The sequence below is a fragment of the Aerococcus mictus genome (genome assembly GCF_003286595.3).
In the GTDB taxonomy this organism is placed as follows: domain Bacteria; phylum Bacillota; class Bacilli; order Lactobacillales; family Aerococcaceae; genus Aerococcus; species Aerococcus mictus.
In genome coordinates this window covers 1,187,657-1,205,944 of sequence record NZ_CP132985.1, presented here as the reverse complement: position 1 = coordinate 1,205,944, position 18,288 = coordinate 1,187,657, and the positions used below count along the sequence as shown (strand labels likewise).

Below are 18,288 nucleotides of genomic sequence, written 5' to 3'. Positions count from 1 at the left end.
GACTGTATATAGTCTATTTTTTAGTCTCGGAAAGAGGTAATCGTATGGGGGAATCCCTATCATTTCCTAAACAAGAACAACGGTATTTACGCCTAGCTGTAGATGCTTATCTCGACGACCGCAATAACGATGCGGTCGATCTCTTTTACCAAGCGCGACAAATTGCTAATACATTGACTGATCTGCAAGAATCAGCTTTAGAAGTTTTTTGTGAGAAAGCCTGCTACCAAGAAGCTATCGATCTTTTTGATGAGATAATTATTAAGCAAGATTGTATCAATGCAACCAATAATTGGATTCAATATTTTGAGGATCTGGCGGATAGCTATAGTGGTTTAGAAGAGGCTTATAACAATGAAAAGGCTAGTAAAATTCCTTATGAATTTTTAGACCTTTTAACATCCGCTGACTTTTCTCCTCTAGCTGATGATTTACCTATTTCACCTGAGGAATTTGCTGAGAAAATAATGAGCACTGACTTATTAAACGCTAAAGAACAGACTTTGATTTATCAAAACTTACAGAGCTTACCTTTTGATGAAGCCAAAGAGTTGATTTATATTCTCCTCCAATCTAAACGAATTCATCTTATTTTTCAAACGGACTTAATTCATCTTCTGGTAGAAAACCAAGAAAAGGGTTCTTATTATTTAAGGGACTGGCAAGGAGAAAAACGGCTAGTTGACTTTGCTGATTTGAAATTAGCTACAGATGAGCCGGCTTTTAAGGCAGGCGTTGGTTATATTGATAGCGTTTATCAAGACGATCCTTTTTTGATGGATATTATGCACCAAGAGTGGCTACTCTTTTATTGTGCGGTTTATCCCTTTTTTGATACCCTCAACATGAAAGTAAAAGAAGTTATCAAGGGATTAACCGAGATCATGGGTCATGTTAAAGCAGTAAATGATATGAAATATCAAAAAATTCGAACTATTCGAAACTTAATTTATGATGGCATTGGAGGTCAAAATGATCCGCTTAACCATTGATGCATCCGTTGATGTGGAAACGGGACATGCAGGTATAGGTTGTGTATGGCTCGAAAATGGTGAGCAATACCAATTAAAACATAGCTTGACGGAGAGAATGGATAATCATTTGGCTGAGTTTTACGCCTTACATTATGCCCTTAATGCTCTGCTCGAGAAGGGGAGAGAGGCAGAGTGGATTCTTTGTCAAAGTGATAGCCGTATTGTAGTAGATTCGGTGAATAAACAATATCACAAGCGCGATCCTTACAAGACTTTACTAAAAGTTTGCCTAAAGCAAATAGATAAATTTGCAAACTTTAATTTAGTCTGGGTACCTGAAAGCCAAACCAAGGGAGCTGACCATTTGGCCCGACAAGCTATGCGCCAGTCAAGAGGCCATAAATAGCAAACTAAATATTTTGCATAAAATTGATAACGTTTGACATAAATGCTAAATTCTAAATAAAAAAGCGGCCAGGAATCGATTTCCCGGTCGCTTTTTCATATGGTCCTAGTCGCGTAAAATGATTTTAATATAGGGTTGAAGGTGAGGAATTAGCGTCTGTTTGCTTATTGTCGTTTTCTTTATCTTTGCTTTGACTTTCTTCAATTTCAGCTTTTCCCGCTTGGACTTCGTCTGCTTTTAAGGAGGCACTAGAGATAGTGTCTTCGTTAGGACTTGCCTTAGCTTCCTCATCCTGACCACTCTTCTTAACGGTTGGACTTGACATGCTATCAAGGTTTTCACCGTCCATAGCCGCCACCCGGTCTAAACGTTTTAATTCTCTTACTGTATAATCGCGGCCAGGGTCATTTTCAACCTTAGTTGCATAGTATTCTTCTAACTCTTCTTCGGTTTCATTTAATAATTTGTTTGGAATATTTGGATCGCCAAAGCTGCCACGACGAACAGGTTCATCGATCGTATCAAGAATCCCTTGTCCGTTATAAGTCCAACCTAATAAACCAATGTATTTTCCTTGACTATCAAACAAGGCCTGGTAGGTAATAAATAATTTATCACCATTGCCGTCGACATACCAGAATGAATAACTTTTTCTTTGTCTGGTTGCTAATTCATAGGCTAATTTTCTGGAAACGCCACGGGCTTGTGGTGGGTGGCAGTCTGTATAAAGTTCGCCTAGGTGAGAAGTTGAATAGGTATATGTCTTAGCATCTTCGTTAAAATATTGGAAACGTAAGTCTGGTCCAACAAAGATCAGTTCTTCTCCAATGGCATTAAGGATAGCGTTGATTTGTTCTAGGGTCAAACTACCATTTTTAAAGTTAACCCGCATTTCATCTTTGATAGGGGATTCTGATAGGCGGTCTTCATAAGTGATATCAGAAGCATCGGTTAAGATATGCATGGTATTTTGACGCATTTGTTGGCTAGATTGACTAGCTCCTGAAATCGAGTCAAACTCAAACTGTTGCAGATCTAGAATTTGTTGGCGCATTTTATCAATGGCAGGTTTTTGATCCACCAATTTATCGCTAGTTAAGTCATACTGTAGGTCCTCAATGGCGTTTTTCGAGAAAGTCATGGTCACACGCATGTCATCACTTTCAGAGGAGTACTTGCCTGCCTTGTATTTAGCTAAGGGTTCACGTTGGCCACTAGCGACTTCTAGGGCAAAGTTAACGGCATTTTTAATCCCATTTGAGGAGAGGGAAGCCCCAGAAACGCCATCAACTTCGGTTGAATTCTCAGCAAGAATCCGTTTGATGACTATTGGCATGGCTCTCCCACCAATTTCAGCCGTGTCATATTGTTGGGTAACTTCAATGTCTTCAATCTTATTTTTTGAAACGGTAACATTGACTTGAATGTGGGCTGAGAACCCCTTAGCTTCACCAGCATAGGTTCCTGGAGTATAGCTAATTTCTTTTTCCTCAATGCCTTGCGCCCGGTTTAGGGCTTTACCTACTGCTTTCTTAAAGGCCTTAGTTGTCCCTGAAGCCCCGGAAACCCCATCAATATCCACAGAATTATTTTCTAGAGCACGCTCGATAAGAATAGGAAGTGCTTTGCCCCCGACATTAGGCGTTTCTTTTTGAATAATGACATCAATTTTTTCAATAGCTTCTTCACTAACTGTAACATTAACCTTTAGTGGCCCAGCAAAACCCTGGGCATCGCCAGAATAAACTCCTGCTTTATATTTAGCCATAATCGATTCTCCTTTTCTTAAATTATGATCTTAGTCATGAAAATCACTACTTATCTATTTTTTCACAATACCTATGATTATTTGCCCCCTAATTCTTTACTTTACTTATAATTTATCATAAAGCTATGGCTTCATAGCGATACAAAATATTTCCTTTGTTTTTATGAGAGCTTACTTATAAAATAAAGGCAAGTGAGGGGAGAGTCCGTCAATGAAAATTAAGAATCGAATTACCAATGCTTTTCGTTATTTAATGGTTGAAAAGGGGTTTGATCATATTGTTGTGGAAGATATATTAAAGGAAGCCGGCGTTGCCCGGTCGACTTTTTACCGCCGTTTTCATGATAAGTATGATGTGATGAATTATTATTTTGTCAGAGAATTGGCTGAGAATAGTTCACCCTATGAGAAGAGTTTAGAGTTCTATGCCAGGTCAGTGGCTGAATATTATTATATTGTTGCTAAGGATCCTCTTTATTACCAGGAAGCCTTCAAAACAGTAGGACAAAATTCCTTTTCACATTTCATTTTTGATAACTTTTATCAATGGCTAATTAAAATGAAACAAGCAGCCAGTGGCAGTGACTATGTGTCCACTGAAGACCTCTATGCTTTTTCTTTTGCTTCAGCGGGATGTTTGGAGATGATCAGTCGTTGGGTAAAGGAAGAGATGCGGATTCCAATGATTGATATTACCCAGTGGGAACTCAGGAATGCGCCTGGGGCAGTTTTGGAAATGTTTCAAGATTCTGATATGGCCAGTCGTCAATATATTACTAAAGAAAAAATTCAAAAGATTTTAAACGATGTTCAGTTAGAAGTCTCTGAACGACCGGACTACCTCAAAAGCAAGTAAATATTTTAGTCCGGCCATTTCTTCGCTTGGAAAACAGGTAAAATAGGCCTGCTAGATTGGACGGTACAAATCTATAAATACATGATAAACTAAGCATAAGTAGTGTGACTAATTATCTGTTGTTTAAAGGGTGAGGGCATGTATCAATTCTTAGATTATTTAAACAGTGACCAATCTGATTCCGATTTATTTGTCAAAAATGTTTTGATTTCTTTAGGACTTATTTTAATCGGTTTTTTATTTATGAAGGCCTTGGGCTGGTTTTTACCCCGCTTATTTAAACGCGACAGTACAGCGCAGGCCTTTATCCGGGTTACCCGTTTAATTTTGATTCTCTTAATTAGTTTTTTTATTCTAAGTATTTGGTTTACCCGAGTGGAATTATTCGGTGTAATGATTATTATCGTGGTTGGTTTTGCGGCTTTAGCGTCTAAAGACATTATCGTTGACTTGGTTGCTTATATTTATATCTATGTTCGCTCGCCCCTGAGAATAGGTAGTGCAATCGATATTAATGGCGTCTCCGGTGAAGTAGTCGATTTTGACTTTTTACAAATTAACTTGGCTGAGATCGGCAAGTTAACTGAAAAACGCTCCTATACCGGACGCTATGTTTCGGTACCTAACCGTTGGATATTTGATCACGCCGTCTATAATTACAATCATGACAGTCCCTTTGTCGTTGTTGACGTCATGGTACCAGTTGATTTCAGAGAAGATACTGAAGAAGTGATGAAGATTACCGCTCGGGTAGCTTATGAACAATACAGTAAGTTTATGGATAAATGTGACGATGAATCCTTAGAAATCTTTGAACGAAAAATGGAGAGTTTAGGAGCAGATAAAAAGCCTAAGATTCGTATCGAGGTAGGAAATAGCGCCTATAAGGTTTTTGTTGAATTCTTTACCAGTTATGATGCTATTGGTCAAAATAAGATGTTGATGCAGAACGCTCTTTACCAAACCTTTGTGAATAAGGGCATTGAGGTGCCAATTATTCCAGTGGTTAAGGTTGAAAATTAGGCTTAGGCTAGTTTTTTCTTATGCCGTTCTTAGTTTGCTTTAGTAGGAAAGTGCTTTCATGGTACACTAGCAATAAGAAGATTTTCCTATAAAAAAGAAAGGGTTATGTGATTATGAGTAATAAATTTAAAGCGGTGGTGGAGGGCTTCCATGGCCCGATTCAAGTAGAAGTAGGCATTGATCCAAAGCTAGGAAAAATCGATTCGCTTGATGTGGATTATAGTGACCAGGCCCTGGTAGGAGGCCTAGGAATTGAACAAATGAAGAAAAATATCCTAGCCAAGGGATCGAGTAGTGTTGACGCTATAACTGGTGCCAGTTTTTCAACTCGGGCTTTGCGTTCGGCTGTTGAAAAAGCGGTTGCACTCGCTCAAGGAAAAATATCAGAAGCTGATGCCTTAGACCCTAGCATTTTTGCTAAGGTTGAGGATGGAATAGATGCGACGTCGTCGGCTAGTCAAAAATTGAAATCCGGGCCCAAGAATACTTCTCCAGTAGAGCCAGCTATCCCATACCGTGATGACCTTGATCTAGCTGAAACTTATGATGTCATTGTGGTTGGGGCCGGAGGAGCTGGGCTAGCAGCTGCTGCTGAAGCCAGCCAAGCTGGCCTCAAGGTCTTAATTTGTGAAAAAGCAGGCATAGCCGGTGGAACGACTAATTATTCAGGCGGTGTAATACAGGCTGCTGGTACTGACCAACAAAAAGAATTTACCGAATTTACTGATGACAGCCCAGAAAAACATTATCAGTTATGGTTAAAGGCAGGAGAAGAGAGTGTTGACCCTGAACTGGTTAAAGATTTAGCCCAAGGCGCTCCAGACAATATCAAGTGGTTAGAGAATTTAGGTATTCACTGGACTTCTGTTTATGGGCATAACCATATTCCCTATATTGAAGAAGACCTCCATGCGGATCGAATCCATGTCTATGAAGGGGGCGGTGCCGGAGGTCAAGGGGTGGTCTTAACTCAACATCTCCTCCAAGCGGCCTTAGCAGCGGGAGCTGAGATTAAGTATAATACCACAGCTGTTTCTTTAGTTCATAAAGGAAAAAAAGTTGTCGGACTGCTGGCTAAATCGGCAGGAGAAAGACAGTTTTACCTGGCTAATAAGGGGATTGTCTTAGCAACAGCTTCCATTGACCATAATCCAGCCTTAGCCCGTGGCTTAAGCCCCCAACACTATCATGATTTAAAATATAATACTTGTCTTTCAACAGCAACCAATACCGGGGATGGAATTCTCTTAGGCCAGTCCGTAGGGGCAGCTATAGGTGGATTTGGAGGATGTATTGACTTTTGCGGAAATACTGGTAACGCAACGGATAACCGGGTGCCTACTTTGCCAATGATCCTTGTGAATGGTCAAGGAGATCGTTTCGTCTGTGAAGATGCAACTTATGCCTATCACTACCGGGCAATTTTCCAAGAAGAGAAAAAATTATTCAAGCCAACCTATATGATTTTTAACCAGGGAGCTTTAGGCGCTCCAGGAAGTCCTTGGACTGAAGAAAATATTCAGGCAGATATAGAATCCGGTCTGGTGATTAGTGGAGATAATTTGGAAGACTTGGCCCAAAAGCTAGAGATTCCTTATGAAAATTTACTCGCTACGATTGAAGAGTGGAACCGTTCTGCTCAAGAAGGCTTGGACCCCCTATATGGAAGAAAAACTGGCGTTCAAGCCCTTGATCAAGCGCCTTACTATGCTTATCAAAATTCAGCAAGTAATCTGGGCTCGCTTGGGGGACTAAAGATTAATATCGATGGCCAAGTACTGGATGTTTTTGGCCAAGTGATTCCTGGCTTATACGCAGCGGGGCTCAATGCCGGTGAGTGGATTGGTCCTTACTATCCTGGCTCTGGTACAGCAATTTCAGGGATCATTCACCAGGGGCGTAGAGCAGCCCAGGCCATGGCTAAGGCTTAGTCCAGTCAATAATTATATTTTACGGGCAGAAGTGATGGTTACTTTCTAATAGCCATTAAGACTAAGGAAAGGAACGATTACTTCTGCCCTTTATTTCTAGAATGAGAAGGGATTGGTTAACAAAATAGCGAGCAAGAAATCATCAAGTAATGAGAGCAAGCGAAAAGAAGAAAGGATTAAGCAATGCAAAATCAGAAAATTAAAAATATGGTCCATATTGGGCTTGCTTATTTAGGAGTAATTATCGGTGCCGGTTTTGCTTCTGGAAAGGAAATGTTACAGTATTTTGTTTCTTTTGGTAAGTGGGGAATTGTCGGTCTCTGCCTTTCAGCGCTATTATTTATTGTGGGTGGCGTGATTCTCCTTCAATTTGGATCCTACTACAAGGCTCAAGAACACAGTGAAGTCTTTAACAATATTTCTTCTCCCTTTGTTTCTAAAGTAATTGACTTTATTATTAACTTTAACCTCTTTTGTACTGGATTTGTAATGATTGCTGGGGCAGGGACTAACCTCAACCAGCAGTTCGATTGGCCGATTTGGATCGGGGCCTTACTCTTGTCCATTTTGGTGATCGCGACAGCTTATTTGGACGTCGATAAGGTGACCACCTTGATTGGTGCTATAACACCCTTTGTTATTATTTTTCTAATCGCACTGCTCATTTATACCCTTGTTCAACAACCGCTTAGCTTTGATGAAGCGATGGCTATTTCTTGGTCCCAAGAAACGACCTTACCGAATTGGTTTATTTCCACTATTAATTACTCCTGTTTAGCACTCATGCTAGCCATGTCCATGGCTATGGTCATCGGAGGTGAACAATATAGTCCCAAACAAGCTGGGGTTGGCGGATTCTTCGGGGGAGCCTTGGTCACCTTATTACTCTTTGCCTCCTTCTTTTCTATCAGTTTAAATATTAATAGCGTAGCAAGCAGTTCTATGCCTTTATTGGAACTATATAATAAGGTTCATCCGCTTTTGGGAACCCTCATGGCCTTGATTATTTTCGGTATGATTTATAACACAGCTATAGGGACCTATTATGCTCTCGCTAAACGGGTGGTTCGTACTAAGCCACAATATTTTTCAAAAGCAATGATTATCTTAGTAGTTCTTGGCTTTGCTCTTTCATTTATCGGCTTTGAAACCTTGGTGGCCTATCTCTTTCCCTTAATTGGTTATTTAGGTATTTTTGTGATGGCACTATTAATTATTCAATGGCTATTACGTTACCGTAAAATTCATCGCGAAAATAAAATTAGAGACCGATTGATAAAACATGAAATTGATCGTATTGATGAGGAATATGACTTTGATACTCGCGATAAGAAACATATGGAGCGCTTATATGATGAATCTAATGTTGAAAATAAACAGTTGAAAGCAGAAGTTCAAGAGCTAGGTAAAACCATCTACGAAGAAGAAAATAACACGGAGGAATAAGTCATAAAAATTACAAAACGCTGACTTTGTTTTTAAGCGTTTGCTTGAAAAGCTAGGGCGAAGAACCTGGCTTTTCGTTTTTACAGGGGTTTTTATCCTAAGATTTTAAAAAGATTAAGTATAATTGAGGTGAATATATTGTAATTAAGCTTATTAAGGAAATGAGGATAGAACATGAATGGAACCATGATGCAGTATTTTGAATGGGAGCTTCCTGATGATGGTAAACATTGGCAACGCCTAGCCAGTGATGCTAGTCATTTGGCTGAAAAAGGCTTTAGCCATGTGTGGATGCCACCAGCTTGTAAGGGAACTGGAAGGAATGATGTAGGTTATGGCATCTATGACTTATATGATCTGGGAGAGTTTGATCAGAAAGGTAGCTTATGGACGAAATACGGCAGTAAAAAGGATTATTTAGCTGCCATTCAAGCCTTAAAAGATCAACAAATTAGCCCCTTAGCTGATGTGGTTTTAAATCATAAGGCGGGGGCTGATCAAACGGAAACATTTCAAGCCTATGAAGTTGATCCCAAGAATAGACAAAGAAAAATCGGCCAAGCCCACGACATTGAAGGCTGGACCAAATTTACTTTCCCGGGGCGAAAGGGGAAATACAGCAACTTTACTTGGAATTGGACCCACTTTTCCGGGGTTGATTATGATCAAGCCAAGGATCAAAAGGGCATATTTATGATTAAGGGGCTTAACAAAGGCTGGTCGGATAATGAAGATGTCGATGATGAGAATGGTAATTATGACTATTTAATGTATGCAGATATTGACTATGAAAATCCTGAAGTAAGAGCAGAAGTTCTAGACTGGGCCTTGTGGTTTATCAAGGAAACGGGGGTTAGCGGCTTTCGTTTAGATGCTTTAAAGCATATTGATGATGATTTTATTGACAGTCTATGTGACAAATTACTTGATGAATTTCCTGATTTCTACTTTATTGGCGAGTATTGGAAGGGGGATTATCAAAGTTTAGAAAATTATTTAAAGGAAACGGAACTTAATATCGATCTTTTCGATGTTAAGCTCCATCAGAACTTTTATGCAGCATCAACTTCTTGGGATCACTTTGATATGTCTACTATTTTGGAAGATACTTTATTGAAAAATAACCCGACCTTGGCCATCTCTTTCGTTGATAACCACGATTCCCAACCGGGACAGTCCCTTGAATCTTGGGTGGAAGATTGGTTTAAGCCCATAGCCTACGCCCTCATTCTCCTCCATGAAAATGGCTTACCTTGTGTTTTCTATGGCGATTATTATGGCATTCAAGGGGACCAGCCAATTCCTAATAAGCAAGCCATGTTAGACACCTTGTTAGACTTACGTCGGGATAAAGCTTATGGGAAACAAAATAACTATTTTGACCATCCTAATTGTGTCGGTTTTACCAGGCAGGGAGACCAAGACCATCCTAGTGGTTTGGCTGTATTAATGTCTAACGGGGAGGCTGGCTATAAGGAGATGTATGTAGGGGAAGAGCACGCCCAGGAACAGTGGAGACTAGTCTTTTCATCAAAGGATACGGATCAGTCTGCAGTTACTATTTCTGAAAAGGGACTGGCTTGTTTTTCCTGTCCAGCCGGAGGAGTTGCTGTTTGGAGCAAATATGAAGAAGACGAAGCTAGCGAATGATTATCAAAATGAAGGAGTGATCACTATGAATATTGACCAATTAGACCAAGAAGTAAAGTCTTGGTTCCCTGAAATTAAAGCCCTCATTCAAGAAAATACCAGCTACAAAACCAAAGAAAAACGTGATTTTCGTGACTTAGCCACTGAAATCGATATAGCTGTTCAAGAATTAATTGAAAACCATATTAAACAACTCCCCGGCCATCAGACCATTATTGGTGAAGAAACTTATGGCCAAACAGAGGTAGATCCCGAGGCTAGTCATCTATGGATTATTGACCCGATTGATGGCACAGCAAACTTTGTTAAGCAAAAAGAAAATTACGCCACGATGATCACTTATTTTTCCCATGGACAGGCTAAACTAGCCTATGTTTATGATGTCTTTGGTGATGAACTATACTCTGCCAGTTTAGGTGACGGGGTGTATTGTAATGGCAAGCGCTTAGAACCAGTGGCTGATCTTAGTCTAAGAGACTCTCTTATTGGTATTTCTCCTCAACATAATATCAAACGCGACTATTTCTATTATATTGCTGATAATGCCTTCGATATCCGAAATTATGGCTGCTCTTCACTAGATGGAATCAGTGTAATCAAGGGCCAATATGGAGCCTTTGTCAACCCTGGTGGGGGACCCTGGGATTATGCGCCCTTCATTTTGATGGCTCAGGAGATGGGACTGCATTTTTCCAATTTTTCTAATCAAATGCCGGATTATACCAAACCCTCCAATTTTATTATTGCTAGTCCAGCTTGTTTTAGTGAACTTGAGCCTCTCATTCAGTCTTATACAGATACGGGCAACTATAATATTTAAAATCATCCACTAACAGGATCCGTTCCAATAATCAAATAAAGATTTAACAGATACAATATCATCAGAGTGTACGTCCCTGGCAAATTATCAATTGAAAGTTATTGGCAAATTGCTATAGTTAAGATAAATACATTAACAAGCAAAGGAGAATGTCCAAATGTCAGGGATAACATTAATGTTTTCTGGAATTGTTCTGATTTCCAATGGGTTAAACTACCTTGATAAGGTTGAAGATAATTCCAATGCACTGATTAATATTTTTACTGGTCTCTTGTATATCTTTCTAAATGTCATGATTTGTGTTCATGGAATTTTTGCTGAAAAAGACTCCACCTATTATTATACAGCGATTTCAGGTCTCTTATTTGGTTACACTTACTTATCCTACGGTGTCAATCGGATCAAACAATGGGATAACAAAAATCTGGGCTACTTTTCCATATTTGTTACCTTTAACTCGATTTTCTTTGCTGTATGGATCCTCATGGGAAATGGCGGTAATTATTGGGATGTCTTTAACTGGATCATGTGGGGTTATCTATGGGCAACCAACTACTTTAGCCACAATTTAGGGCGTAAATATGGCGATTGGTTATATTATCTGACCATTTTTGCCGGGGTAGTGACTTGCTGGATTCCAGCCTTGCTCATTCTCACCGGAAACTGGCCAAGTACTTTATAGTTTTAGGATAAAGAGTCAAGAAATAAAGAGCATATAAAAAGACTGTCATTATCAATCTTATTCATCTAGTCAATCTTACTAAGTGAAAGAGAAAGTGGTAATGACAGTTTTTTAGTCTTTATGCTTTGTTACGAGGACGTTTTTCGCCCCAGTATTGGTAATAGTCCACCTTGAGGGCTCCATTGTAGAGCTTACGTTTTTTAGTGGCTTTTTGGCCATAGTAATTTTCGAAATTTTCATCACTGGTTAAAATATACTTACTCCAAGTTTTGAGGGGTCGGTAAATTTCTCCCATCTTTTCATAAAGGTCATGGATATAGTCCTCATCATTTAGGCGTTCACCGTAGGGTGGGTTGGAGATAATAATGCCATAGCTTTTTTGGGTGGTAAAATCAGCTAATTGCATTTGTTTAAAGTGGATTTGGTGACTAACACCTGCTGCTTCAGCATTTTTCTGAGCAATCTCGATCATGCGATGGTCAATATCGCAAGCGAGAATATCTAATTGAACCTCATGGTCAATAGCAGCTCGCGCTTGGTCTCTGACCTGGTCAAAGACTTCTTTAGGAAAAATATCCCAGTCCTCACATACAAATGACCGCTTAAGACCAGGTGCAATATTCATCCCTTTCATAGCCGCCTCAATGGCGATGGTTCCAGAGCCAGTGGTCGGATCATAAAGGGGGCGGTCTGGAAACCATGTGGTTAAATCAACCAGGGCTGCAGCTAAAGTCTCTTTTAAGGGAGCTCCACCTTTTTCTTGACGGTAACCGCGCTTGAAGAGACTAGTCCCTGAAGTATCTAGGGTCAAGAGGGCCTTGTCTTTGTGAATACTTATCTCAATGGGGTAGCGAGCACCGGCCTCTGGTAAATGACCACGACGATGGTAGACCTCACTTAAGCGGTCAACGATCGCCTTTTTAACCATACTCTGACATGTCGGCACATGGTGGAGTTTAGATTTTACTGATTTCCCTGAAACGGGGAATTCAGCGTCGAGGGGGAGGATGTCCTCCCAGGCAATGGCTTTGGTCTGTTCATAAAGTTGGTCAAAAGTGGTCGCTTTAAATTCTCCCATAACAATTTTTATCCGGTCAGCAGTTCTTAACCAAATATTAGTCTTAGCAACATCACTAAGGTCACCTTGAAAGCGAACTCTGCCATTTTCATTTTCCCTTGAGTAACCCAGATCTTTTAATTCTTTGGATACTAAGGCCTCAATCCCGCTAGCGCAGGTGGCAATTAAGGAATATTGTTTCATAATGGTCTCCTTTATTAGTTAGTCTGTTACATCTTAACATGAAAATCGCCATGATAAAAAGGCTGGAACATTGTCCCAGCCTCTTATGTTGCCTGATGTAAATTTCTATAAGCCATGTTCTGTTCACAAGTAGGTCAGGAAGCTACTTGATCGGTAATCATCTATCTGCATTACTGCCCCGACGAATTCGTTCATTTCCGATTCGTCAAGTGCCCCTACCAATGTTTGGGTTGCTCGCTCGAGGGGTTTACCGCGTTCCACTTGAAGGGTTTCCCGTTCAACTTCGTCACTGTGGCACTTTTCAGGATGACTCAAGCCTAGACTAAGTCCTTAGCTTTTTTGTCCGCCGTCTGAGCCTTAGCTTATGGTTTCGCTAAGCACGATCACTACAAGCTTCTCAGCTTGTGCGAGCATGGACTTTCCTCAGATACCTCGGGGTACCCGCGATTACCCGAAATTTACAATGTTCAACTCTAGAATTCTACCGTAAATACGATTAAATTGCTAGTGTTTTCTGTTGACTTTTATTCGCTACGGTAAATACGAGTTTCTTCAACAGGGTCTTCTTGATAGTTCTCATTTTGTTTGCGAATGCTTTGTCCGTAGACCGTTTTTTCCAGTTTAGAAAGGCGCTTGAGTATATCGTAGTTAGTCGTTGCCGCTTGACTAGAACTCCTGCTAGTGTTGTTCGTCTGTTTGCTTTCACTTTCGATATTTTGTTTTAAGCGATTATTTTCTTGGCGTAAAAAGGCTAGTTCCTTTTCATAGGATTCATAGTCACGAATAATTAAATCTAAAAACGCGTCAACTTCTTCGGTATTAAAGCCACGCAAGGCTGGTTTAAATTCTTTTTGTAGTATATCTTTGGTTGTTAAGTTACGAGCAGACATTCCAGACACCTCAAATTAGTAATAATTGTAATAAAACCATTATAGCATAAAAGAAGATCTATTAAGACTGGGTCTCTTGGGTTTAAGAAAATTATTAAGAAATTTTTTTGATTGACCAATAACTGTTATAATAAATTTAATTATAAAAATTCGCTTTCCTAATCAATAGACATTTTATTTTAAATAGGGGAGCAAGGGATAGTTAAAAAGGAGATTGACATGCCAAATACACGTTTTTATTCCTTAGCAAAGTACCTTCAAGAACAACTAGAAAAAGAGCCCAGCGCTTTTCCTTGGCGCCTAATTGAAGATGGCCAGCGAGGCGAACTATTATTACAATTTTTTATTGCTAACCCAGCTGGTGAATACCGTACTGCTCCAGTGACTTTTGAGGATCATTTTGGCCAATACTATAATGATCTCGATTATTATGCCCTGAGCTTTTCATTTTCCAAACATGCTAGGAAGAATGATAGTCAAAGTAACCACATTGTCATTCCCGCTAATCAAGCGCCTAATGCTTTTGAAAAGTCATATATTGACGCTTGCTTACAACTTATTCACCAACTTGTTAACGAAACTGCTCACCAACTACGGGGCCTAGAAGCTAATGTACGCCAGCAAATGACAATTCATTGGTCCAATAAAGCCTTAGTAACCATTATTGATAACTTGAAGGTAGCCAATCGTTATGATGCTTCCTTACTCTGTTTCTAGAGGGAGGAATGAGATTATGGACTGGTTAGAAATAATTATATATTGTCAAAATATACCCTCTGACTTAGTATCAGATTGTTTAATGGCGCTCGGTTCTAATGGGGTCGCTATCCAAGATATCGAAGATTATTTAAAGCTTCCCTCAGCCTTTGGTGTCTTTAAAAGCGATGATGTCCTAGAAAAATATGGGGACTCCCCCATTGTAAAAGGCTATTTTTCAGCTGAAACGGACCAATCAGCCTTAAAAGAAGCGATTGCCGAAAAATTACAGGCACTTGATCCTGCTTGGTCCTCACAAGGACTAAGCATTAACCGCTTGGAAGACCAATCTTGGGTGTCGAACTGGCAAGACTATTATCAACCGATTCAAGTCAATCATTGGTTATCAATTATTCCGGTTTGGGAAAAAGACAGTCAACAGGCTGATTCCAATGCTATTTATTTGGATCCTGGCATGGCTTTCGGCACCGGAGACCATCCCACGACCCAGTTAGCCATTCATTTAATGGGTCTGGTCTTACAAAAGGGCGACCGGGTGATTGATGTGGGGACCGGTTCAGGTATTTTAGCGATTACGGCAAAACGCTTAGGGGCTCAAAGTGTCGCTGCCTATGACTATGATGAGAGCATTATCGAAACTGCTAAGGCTAATATTAACCTCAATGCTGGCATGGATCAGGTGACGGTTCAGTCTAACGATAAGCTCAACGGTATCCATGACCAGGTAGATGTGATCACTGCCAATATTTTAGCGGATATCCTCCTGCCGCTCGTTCCCCAAGCCTATGACAACTTAAAAGACAATGGATCTTTTATCTTATCCGGCATCTACTATACTGAAGTTGACAAGCTAAAGGATGCATTAATCGCTAATGATTTTTATTTACCTTGGATTATGCGAGCTGGGGATTGGTTTGGAATCCTAGCCAAGAAGGGTAGAGAGCATCGAGATAAAAATAGTTTATAGGTAAGTAATTGCCTGCACTCATTCAGACGCGTTATAATAACTTTAATATACTTAGATGTGTGTCTAAAAGATCTTGTAGAATGGAGGGCTTCTTATGTCAGAAATCAAAAACAAAAGTAAAGAAGAAGTCATCGCTTCCTGTGAACAATATATGCCTGAAGATAAAGTAGCTATGATAAAAAAAGCCTGTGCTTTTGCGGAGAGGGCGCATGAAGGACAAAAACGTAAATCGGGCGAACCGTTTTTTATTCATCCCACCCAAGTGGCCAGTATTCTGGCTGATTTACAAATGGACCCGGATACTGTAGCCACTGGCTTCTTGCATGATGTGGTCGAAGATACTGGCATTACTTTAGATGATATAGAATACTTTTTCTCTAAAACCATTGCCACTTTGGTTGATGGGGTGACGAAGTTAGGGAAGGTGAAGTATCGTTCGAAAGAGGAACAGCTAGCTGAAAACCACCAAAAGCTCCTCTTAGCCATGGCCAATGATTTGCGGGTAATTGTGGTCAAACTGGCTGATCGTTTACATAACATGCGCACCTTAAAATGGCACCGTCCTGAAAAGCAAGTCAGCATTTCCGAAGAAACCCTTGATATCTATGCGCCCTTAGCCGACCGCCTAGGGATGAGTCAAATCAAATGGGAATTAGAGGACACCTGTTTGCGCTATATTAATCCAGAGGCTTATTACCAGATCGTTCACCTGATGAACTCAAAAAGAGAAGAACGGGAAGCTTATATTGATGCGACGATTGACGTTTTAAATAAGTATGTCAAGCCCATTATTGATGGCGAATACGATATCTATGGCCGTCCTAAGCATATCTATTCCATCTATAAAAAGATGCACCAGCAAAAGAAAACCTTTGACGAAATTTATGACCTCCTAGCTATCCGTGTCTTGGTTCCTAGCGTAAAGGATTGCTATGCAGTCTTAGGCATTGTCCATACCAGCTGGAAACCTCTACCTGGACGTTTCAAGGACTATATCGCTATGCCTAAGGCCAATGGCTACCAATCTCTGCATACCACGGTCTTAGGTGAACATGGCCAACCTGTTGAAATTCAAATTAGAACCTTTGATATGCATGAGGTGGCTGAGTATGGGGTAGCAGCTCACTGGGCTTACAAAAAAGGGGTTACCGACAAGGTAGAAACTGACGATTTAGATAAACAATTAGAGTGGTTCCATCAAATTGAGGATTTACAAGACGATTCGGATGATGCCACTCAGTTTGTGGAAAGCGTTAAAGAGGATATTTTTAAGGACAAGGTCTATGTCTTTACCCCCAAGGGTGATGTGAGCGAATTACCCTCAGGCGCCAGCCCACTGGATTTTGCTTATCAAATCCATACCGAAGTCGGACATAGTACAGTAGGGGCCAAAGTAAACGGAAAGATTGTTCCTTTGAACTATGGCTTACATACCGGTGATATTGTTGAAATCCTAACCTCTAAGAATTCTGCTGGTCCTAGTCGGGACTGGGTGAATTTCGTGATGACTAATCGGGCTAAAAATAAGATTAAACGGCATTTTAAATTATTAGATCGTGATGAAAATATTGAACGTGGCCGGGAAGCCGTGATTAAAACCGTTAAGGAGATGGACTTTTCCTTTAATGAATTATTCAACAAGGATATGCAGGCTAAATGTTTGGAACGCTTTAATTTTTCAAGTATCGACGACTTATTTGCAGCAGTGGGCTTTGGTGAACTATCCGCTTCCGCTGTCGCCAATAAGATCACTGAAAATGAACGGAAACGCCGTGATAAAGAGGAGCACCAGTCGAAACTGGAAGATTTCCTCCAAGAAGAAGAGGAGCGTAAAAATAACGGTCAATCCAGCCGGGGGGGCAAGTCCGAGCGGATGGCCGTTCGCCACAATGATGGAATTGTGGTGGAAGGTGAAGATAATGTTCTCTTCCGCCTAGCTCATTGCTGTAACCCTATACCAGGTGATGACATTATTGGCTTTATCACTATGGGACGGGGGGTAACCATTCACCGCCAAGACTGTCAAAATATCCAAAATATGAATGAGGTTCAATCTCAACGATTGATTGAAGTCTATTGGGAAGACGCGGCTACCCACAATAATTCCTATGCCGTAGAAATTATGATCGATGGATTTGACCGTAACGGTTTTCTTAACGATATCTTGCAGGTTATTACGCCTTTGGTAACCAATATTTCTAACGTCAACGGAAATGTTGATCATAAGACCAATAACTTGAAGGTACGCATTAGAATTGTTATTCAAAGTTTAGACCAGTTAGAGAAGATTATTGACCGTATTAAAAATGTTCCCGATGTTTATGATGTTGAACGGGTTTAGTGAATGTCTTTAAAATGTCAGTGATCGATGAGAGAATAGTTGAGTGAATAAAAATTTATTGAATAGAAAGGGAGATTTTTTGCGAATTGTTATCCAACGGGCTAAGGAGGCTAGTGTAAGTATTGATGGCGAAACAGTCGGTCACATTGACCATGGCTTTGTGCTCCTAGTGGGTGTCCATGATAGTGATACTGAAGAGACCGTTAAATATATGGCTAAAAAGATTGCCAAAATGCGAATTTTTGCTGATGAAAACGATAAATTGAACTTGGATATTAAGCAAGTTGGCGGGAAGATCTTATCGATTTCTCAATTTACCCTCTATGCGAGAACCAAGAAGGGCAACCGGCCAAGCTTTATCGATGCGGCTAAAGCAGACCACGGAGATGCCATCTATCAACAACTGAATGAAGAACTACGTAATAACTATAATTTAGAAGTCGAAACGGGTCAGTTTGGAGCTGATATGCAGGTTCAATTAATTAATGATGGCCCAATAACGATTATCTTAGATTCAGATGAATAGCTTGCACGATTTTATTCGGTAAAATGAAAA

General features: G+C 40.2%; 16 protein-coding genes and 1 other RNA gene. 13 read left to right on the top strand and 4 right to left on the bottom strand.

Features of this window, described 5'->3' with window-relative positions; translation table 11 throughout:
* Positions 1 to 44 precede the first annotated feature (44 nt).
* Both DBT49_RS05600 and DBT49_RS05595 read left to right on the top strand, forming a co-directional pair.
* On the top strand, positions 45 to 992 hold the full coding sequence (locus DBT49_RS05600) for a hypothetical protein (RefSeq protein ID WP_111872356.1): 948 nt from the start codon (positions 45 to 47) through the stop codon (positions 990 to 992).
* Positions 973 to 1,380, top strand: coding sequence for a ribonuclease HI family protein (locus DBT49_RS05595; protein WP_070560057.1), 408 nt, complete (start codon positions 973 to 975; stop codon positions 1,378 to 1,380). The genes DBT49_RS05600 and DBT49_RS05595 overlap by 20 nt, the downstream gene beginning before the upstream one ends.
* A 124-nt stretch (positions 1,381 to 1,504) precedes the next feature.
* Here the strand turns inward: DBT49_RS05595 and DBT49_RS05590 are convergent, their stop codons facing one another.
* Positions 1,505 to 3,148, bottom strand: coding sequence for an FMN-binding protein (locus DBT49_RS05590; protein WP_111846215.1), 1,644 nt, complete (start codon positions 3,146 to 3,148; stop codon positions 1,505 to 1,507).
* 211 nt (positions 3,149 to 3,359) lie between these two features.
* On the opposite strand from DBT49_RS05590, the gene DBT49_RS05585 reads away from it, so the two are divergent.
* The 7 genes from DBT49_RS05585 (at position 3,360) to DBT49_RS05555 (ending at position 11,556) form a co-directional block, all read left to right on the top strand.
* Positions 3,360 to 4,004 carry a TetR family transcriptional regulator gene (locus DBT49_RS05585; RefSeq protein WP_111872355.1) on the top strand — a complete coding sequence of 215 codons (645 nt, stop codon included), beginning with the start codon at positions 3,360 to 3,362 and terminating at the stop codon, positions 4,002 to 4,004.
* A gap of 138 nt (positions 4,005 to 4,142) precedes the next feature.
* Positions 4,143 to 5,027 carry a mechanosensitive ion channel family protein gene (locus DBT49_RS05580; RefSeq protein ID WP_111872354.1) on the top strand — a complete coding sequence of 295 codons (885 nt, stop codon included), beginning with the start codon at positions 4,143 to 4,145 and terminating at the stop codon, positions 5,025 to 5,027.
* A 113-nt stretch (positions 5,028 to 5,140) separates the two neighbouring features.
* The gene (locus tag DBT49_RS05575) at positions 5,141 to 6,958 is read left to right on the top strand and encodes an FAD-dependent oxidoreductase (RefSeq protein ID WP_070560063.1); all 1,818 of its coding nucleotides are present in this window, start codon (positions 5,141 to 5,143) and stop codon (positions 6,956 to 6,958) included.
* 183 nt (positions 6,959 to 7,141) lie between these two features.
* Positions 7,142 to 8,404 carry a YkvI family membrane protein gene (locus DBT49_RS05570; protein WP_083300510.1) on the top strand — a complete coding sequence of 421 codons (1,263 nt, stop codon included), beginning with the start codon at positions 7,142 to 7,144 and terminating at the stop codon, positions 8,402 to 8,404.
* Positions 8,405 to 8,578: 174 nt separating this feature from the next.
* Positions 8,579 to 10,054: an alpha-amylase gene (locus DBT49_RS05565; protein WP_070560065.1), complete on the top strand. Its 1,476-nt coding sequence runs from the start codon at positions 8,579 to 8,581 to the stop codon at positions 10,052 to 10,054.
* Positions 10,029 to 10,874, top strand: a complete 846-nt coding sequence (locus tag DBT49_RS05560) for an inositol monophosphatase family protein (RefSeq protein WP_083300511.1) — start codon at positions 10,029 to 10,031, stop codon at positions 10,872 to 10,874. Before DBT49_RS05565 ends, DBT49_RS05560 begins: the two co-directional genes overlap by 26 nt.
* A gap of 157 nt (positions 10,875 to 11,031) precedes the next feature.
* Positions 11,032 to 11,556 carry an AmiS/UreI family transporter gene (locus tag DBT49_RS05555; RefSeq protein WP_060778315.1) on the top strand — a complete coding sequence of 175 codons (525 nt, stop codon included), beginning with the start codon at positions 11,032 to 11,034 and terminating at the stop codon, positions 11,554 to 11,556.
* A gap of 118 nt (positions 11,557 to 11,674) precedes the next feature.
* On the opposite strand, the gene DBT49_RS05550 is transcribed toward DBT49_RS05555, so the two are convergent.
* From DBT49_RS05550 to gpsB, 3 genes are all read right to left on the bottom strand, one after another.
* Positions 11,675 to 12,817, bottom strand: coding sequence for a THUMP domain-containing class I SAM-dependent RNA methyltransferase (locus DBT49_RS05550; RefSeq protein WP_111846214.1), 1,143 nt, complete (start codon positions 12,815 to 12,817; stop codon positions 11,675 to 11,677).
* A gap of 103 nt (positions 12,818 to 12,920) precedes the next feature.
* Positions 12,921 to 13,276: RNase P RNA component class B (gene rnpB / locus DBT49_RS05545), an RNA gene on the bottom strand.
* Positions 13,277 to 13,341: 65 nt separating this feature from the next.
* Positions 13,342 to 13,707: a cell division regulator GpsB gene (gene gpsB, locus DBT49_RS05540; RefSeq protein WP_070560071.1), complete on the bottom strand. Its 366-nt coding sequence runs from the start codon at positions 13,705 to 13,707 to the stop codon at positions 13,342 to 13,344.
* Positions 13,708 to 13,926: 219 nt separating this feature from the next.
* On the opposite strand from gpsB, the gene DBT49_RS05535 reads away from it, so the two are divergent.
* From DBT49_RS05535 to dtd, 4 genes are all read left to right on the top strand, one after another.
* The gene (locus DBT49_RS05535; protein WP_070560073.1) at positions 13,927 to 14,424 is read left to right on the top strand and encodes a hypothetical protein; all 498 of its coding nucleotides are present in this window, start codon (positions 13,927 to 13,929) and stop codon (positions 14,422 to 14,424) included.
* Between the two features lie 16 nt (positions 14,425 to 14,440).
* On the top strand, positions 14,441 to 15,391 hold the full coding sequence (gene prmA, locus DBT49_RS05530) for a 50S ribosomal protein L11 methyltransferase (RefSeq protein WP_070560075.1): 951 nt from the start codon (positions 14,441 to 14,443) through the stop codon (positions 15,389 to 15,391).
* A 94-nt stretch (positions 15,392 to 15,485) separates the two neighbouring features.
* Positions 15,486 to 17,732, top strand: coding sequence for a RelA/SpoT family protein (locus tag DBT49_RS05525; RefSeq protein ID WP_111872353.1), 2,247 nt, complete (start codon positions 15,486 to 15,488; stop codon positions 17,730 to 17,732).
* A gap of 79 nt (positions 17,733 to 17,811) precedes the next feature.
* The gene (gene dtd, locus DBT49_RS05520; RefSeq protein ID WP_070560079.1) at positions 17,812 to 18,258 is read left to right on the top strand and encodes a D-aminoacyl-tRNA deacylase; all 447 of its coding nucleotides are present in this window, start codon (positions 17,812 to 17,814) and stop codon (positions 18,256 to 18,258) included.
* Positions 18,259 to 18,288: the final 30 nt, after the last annotated feature.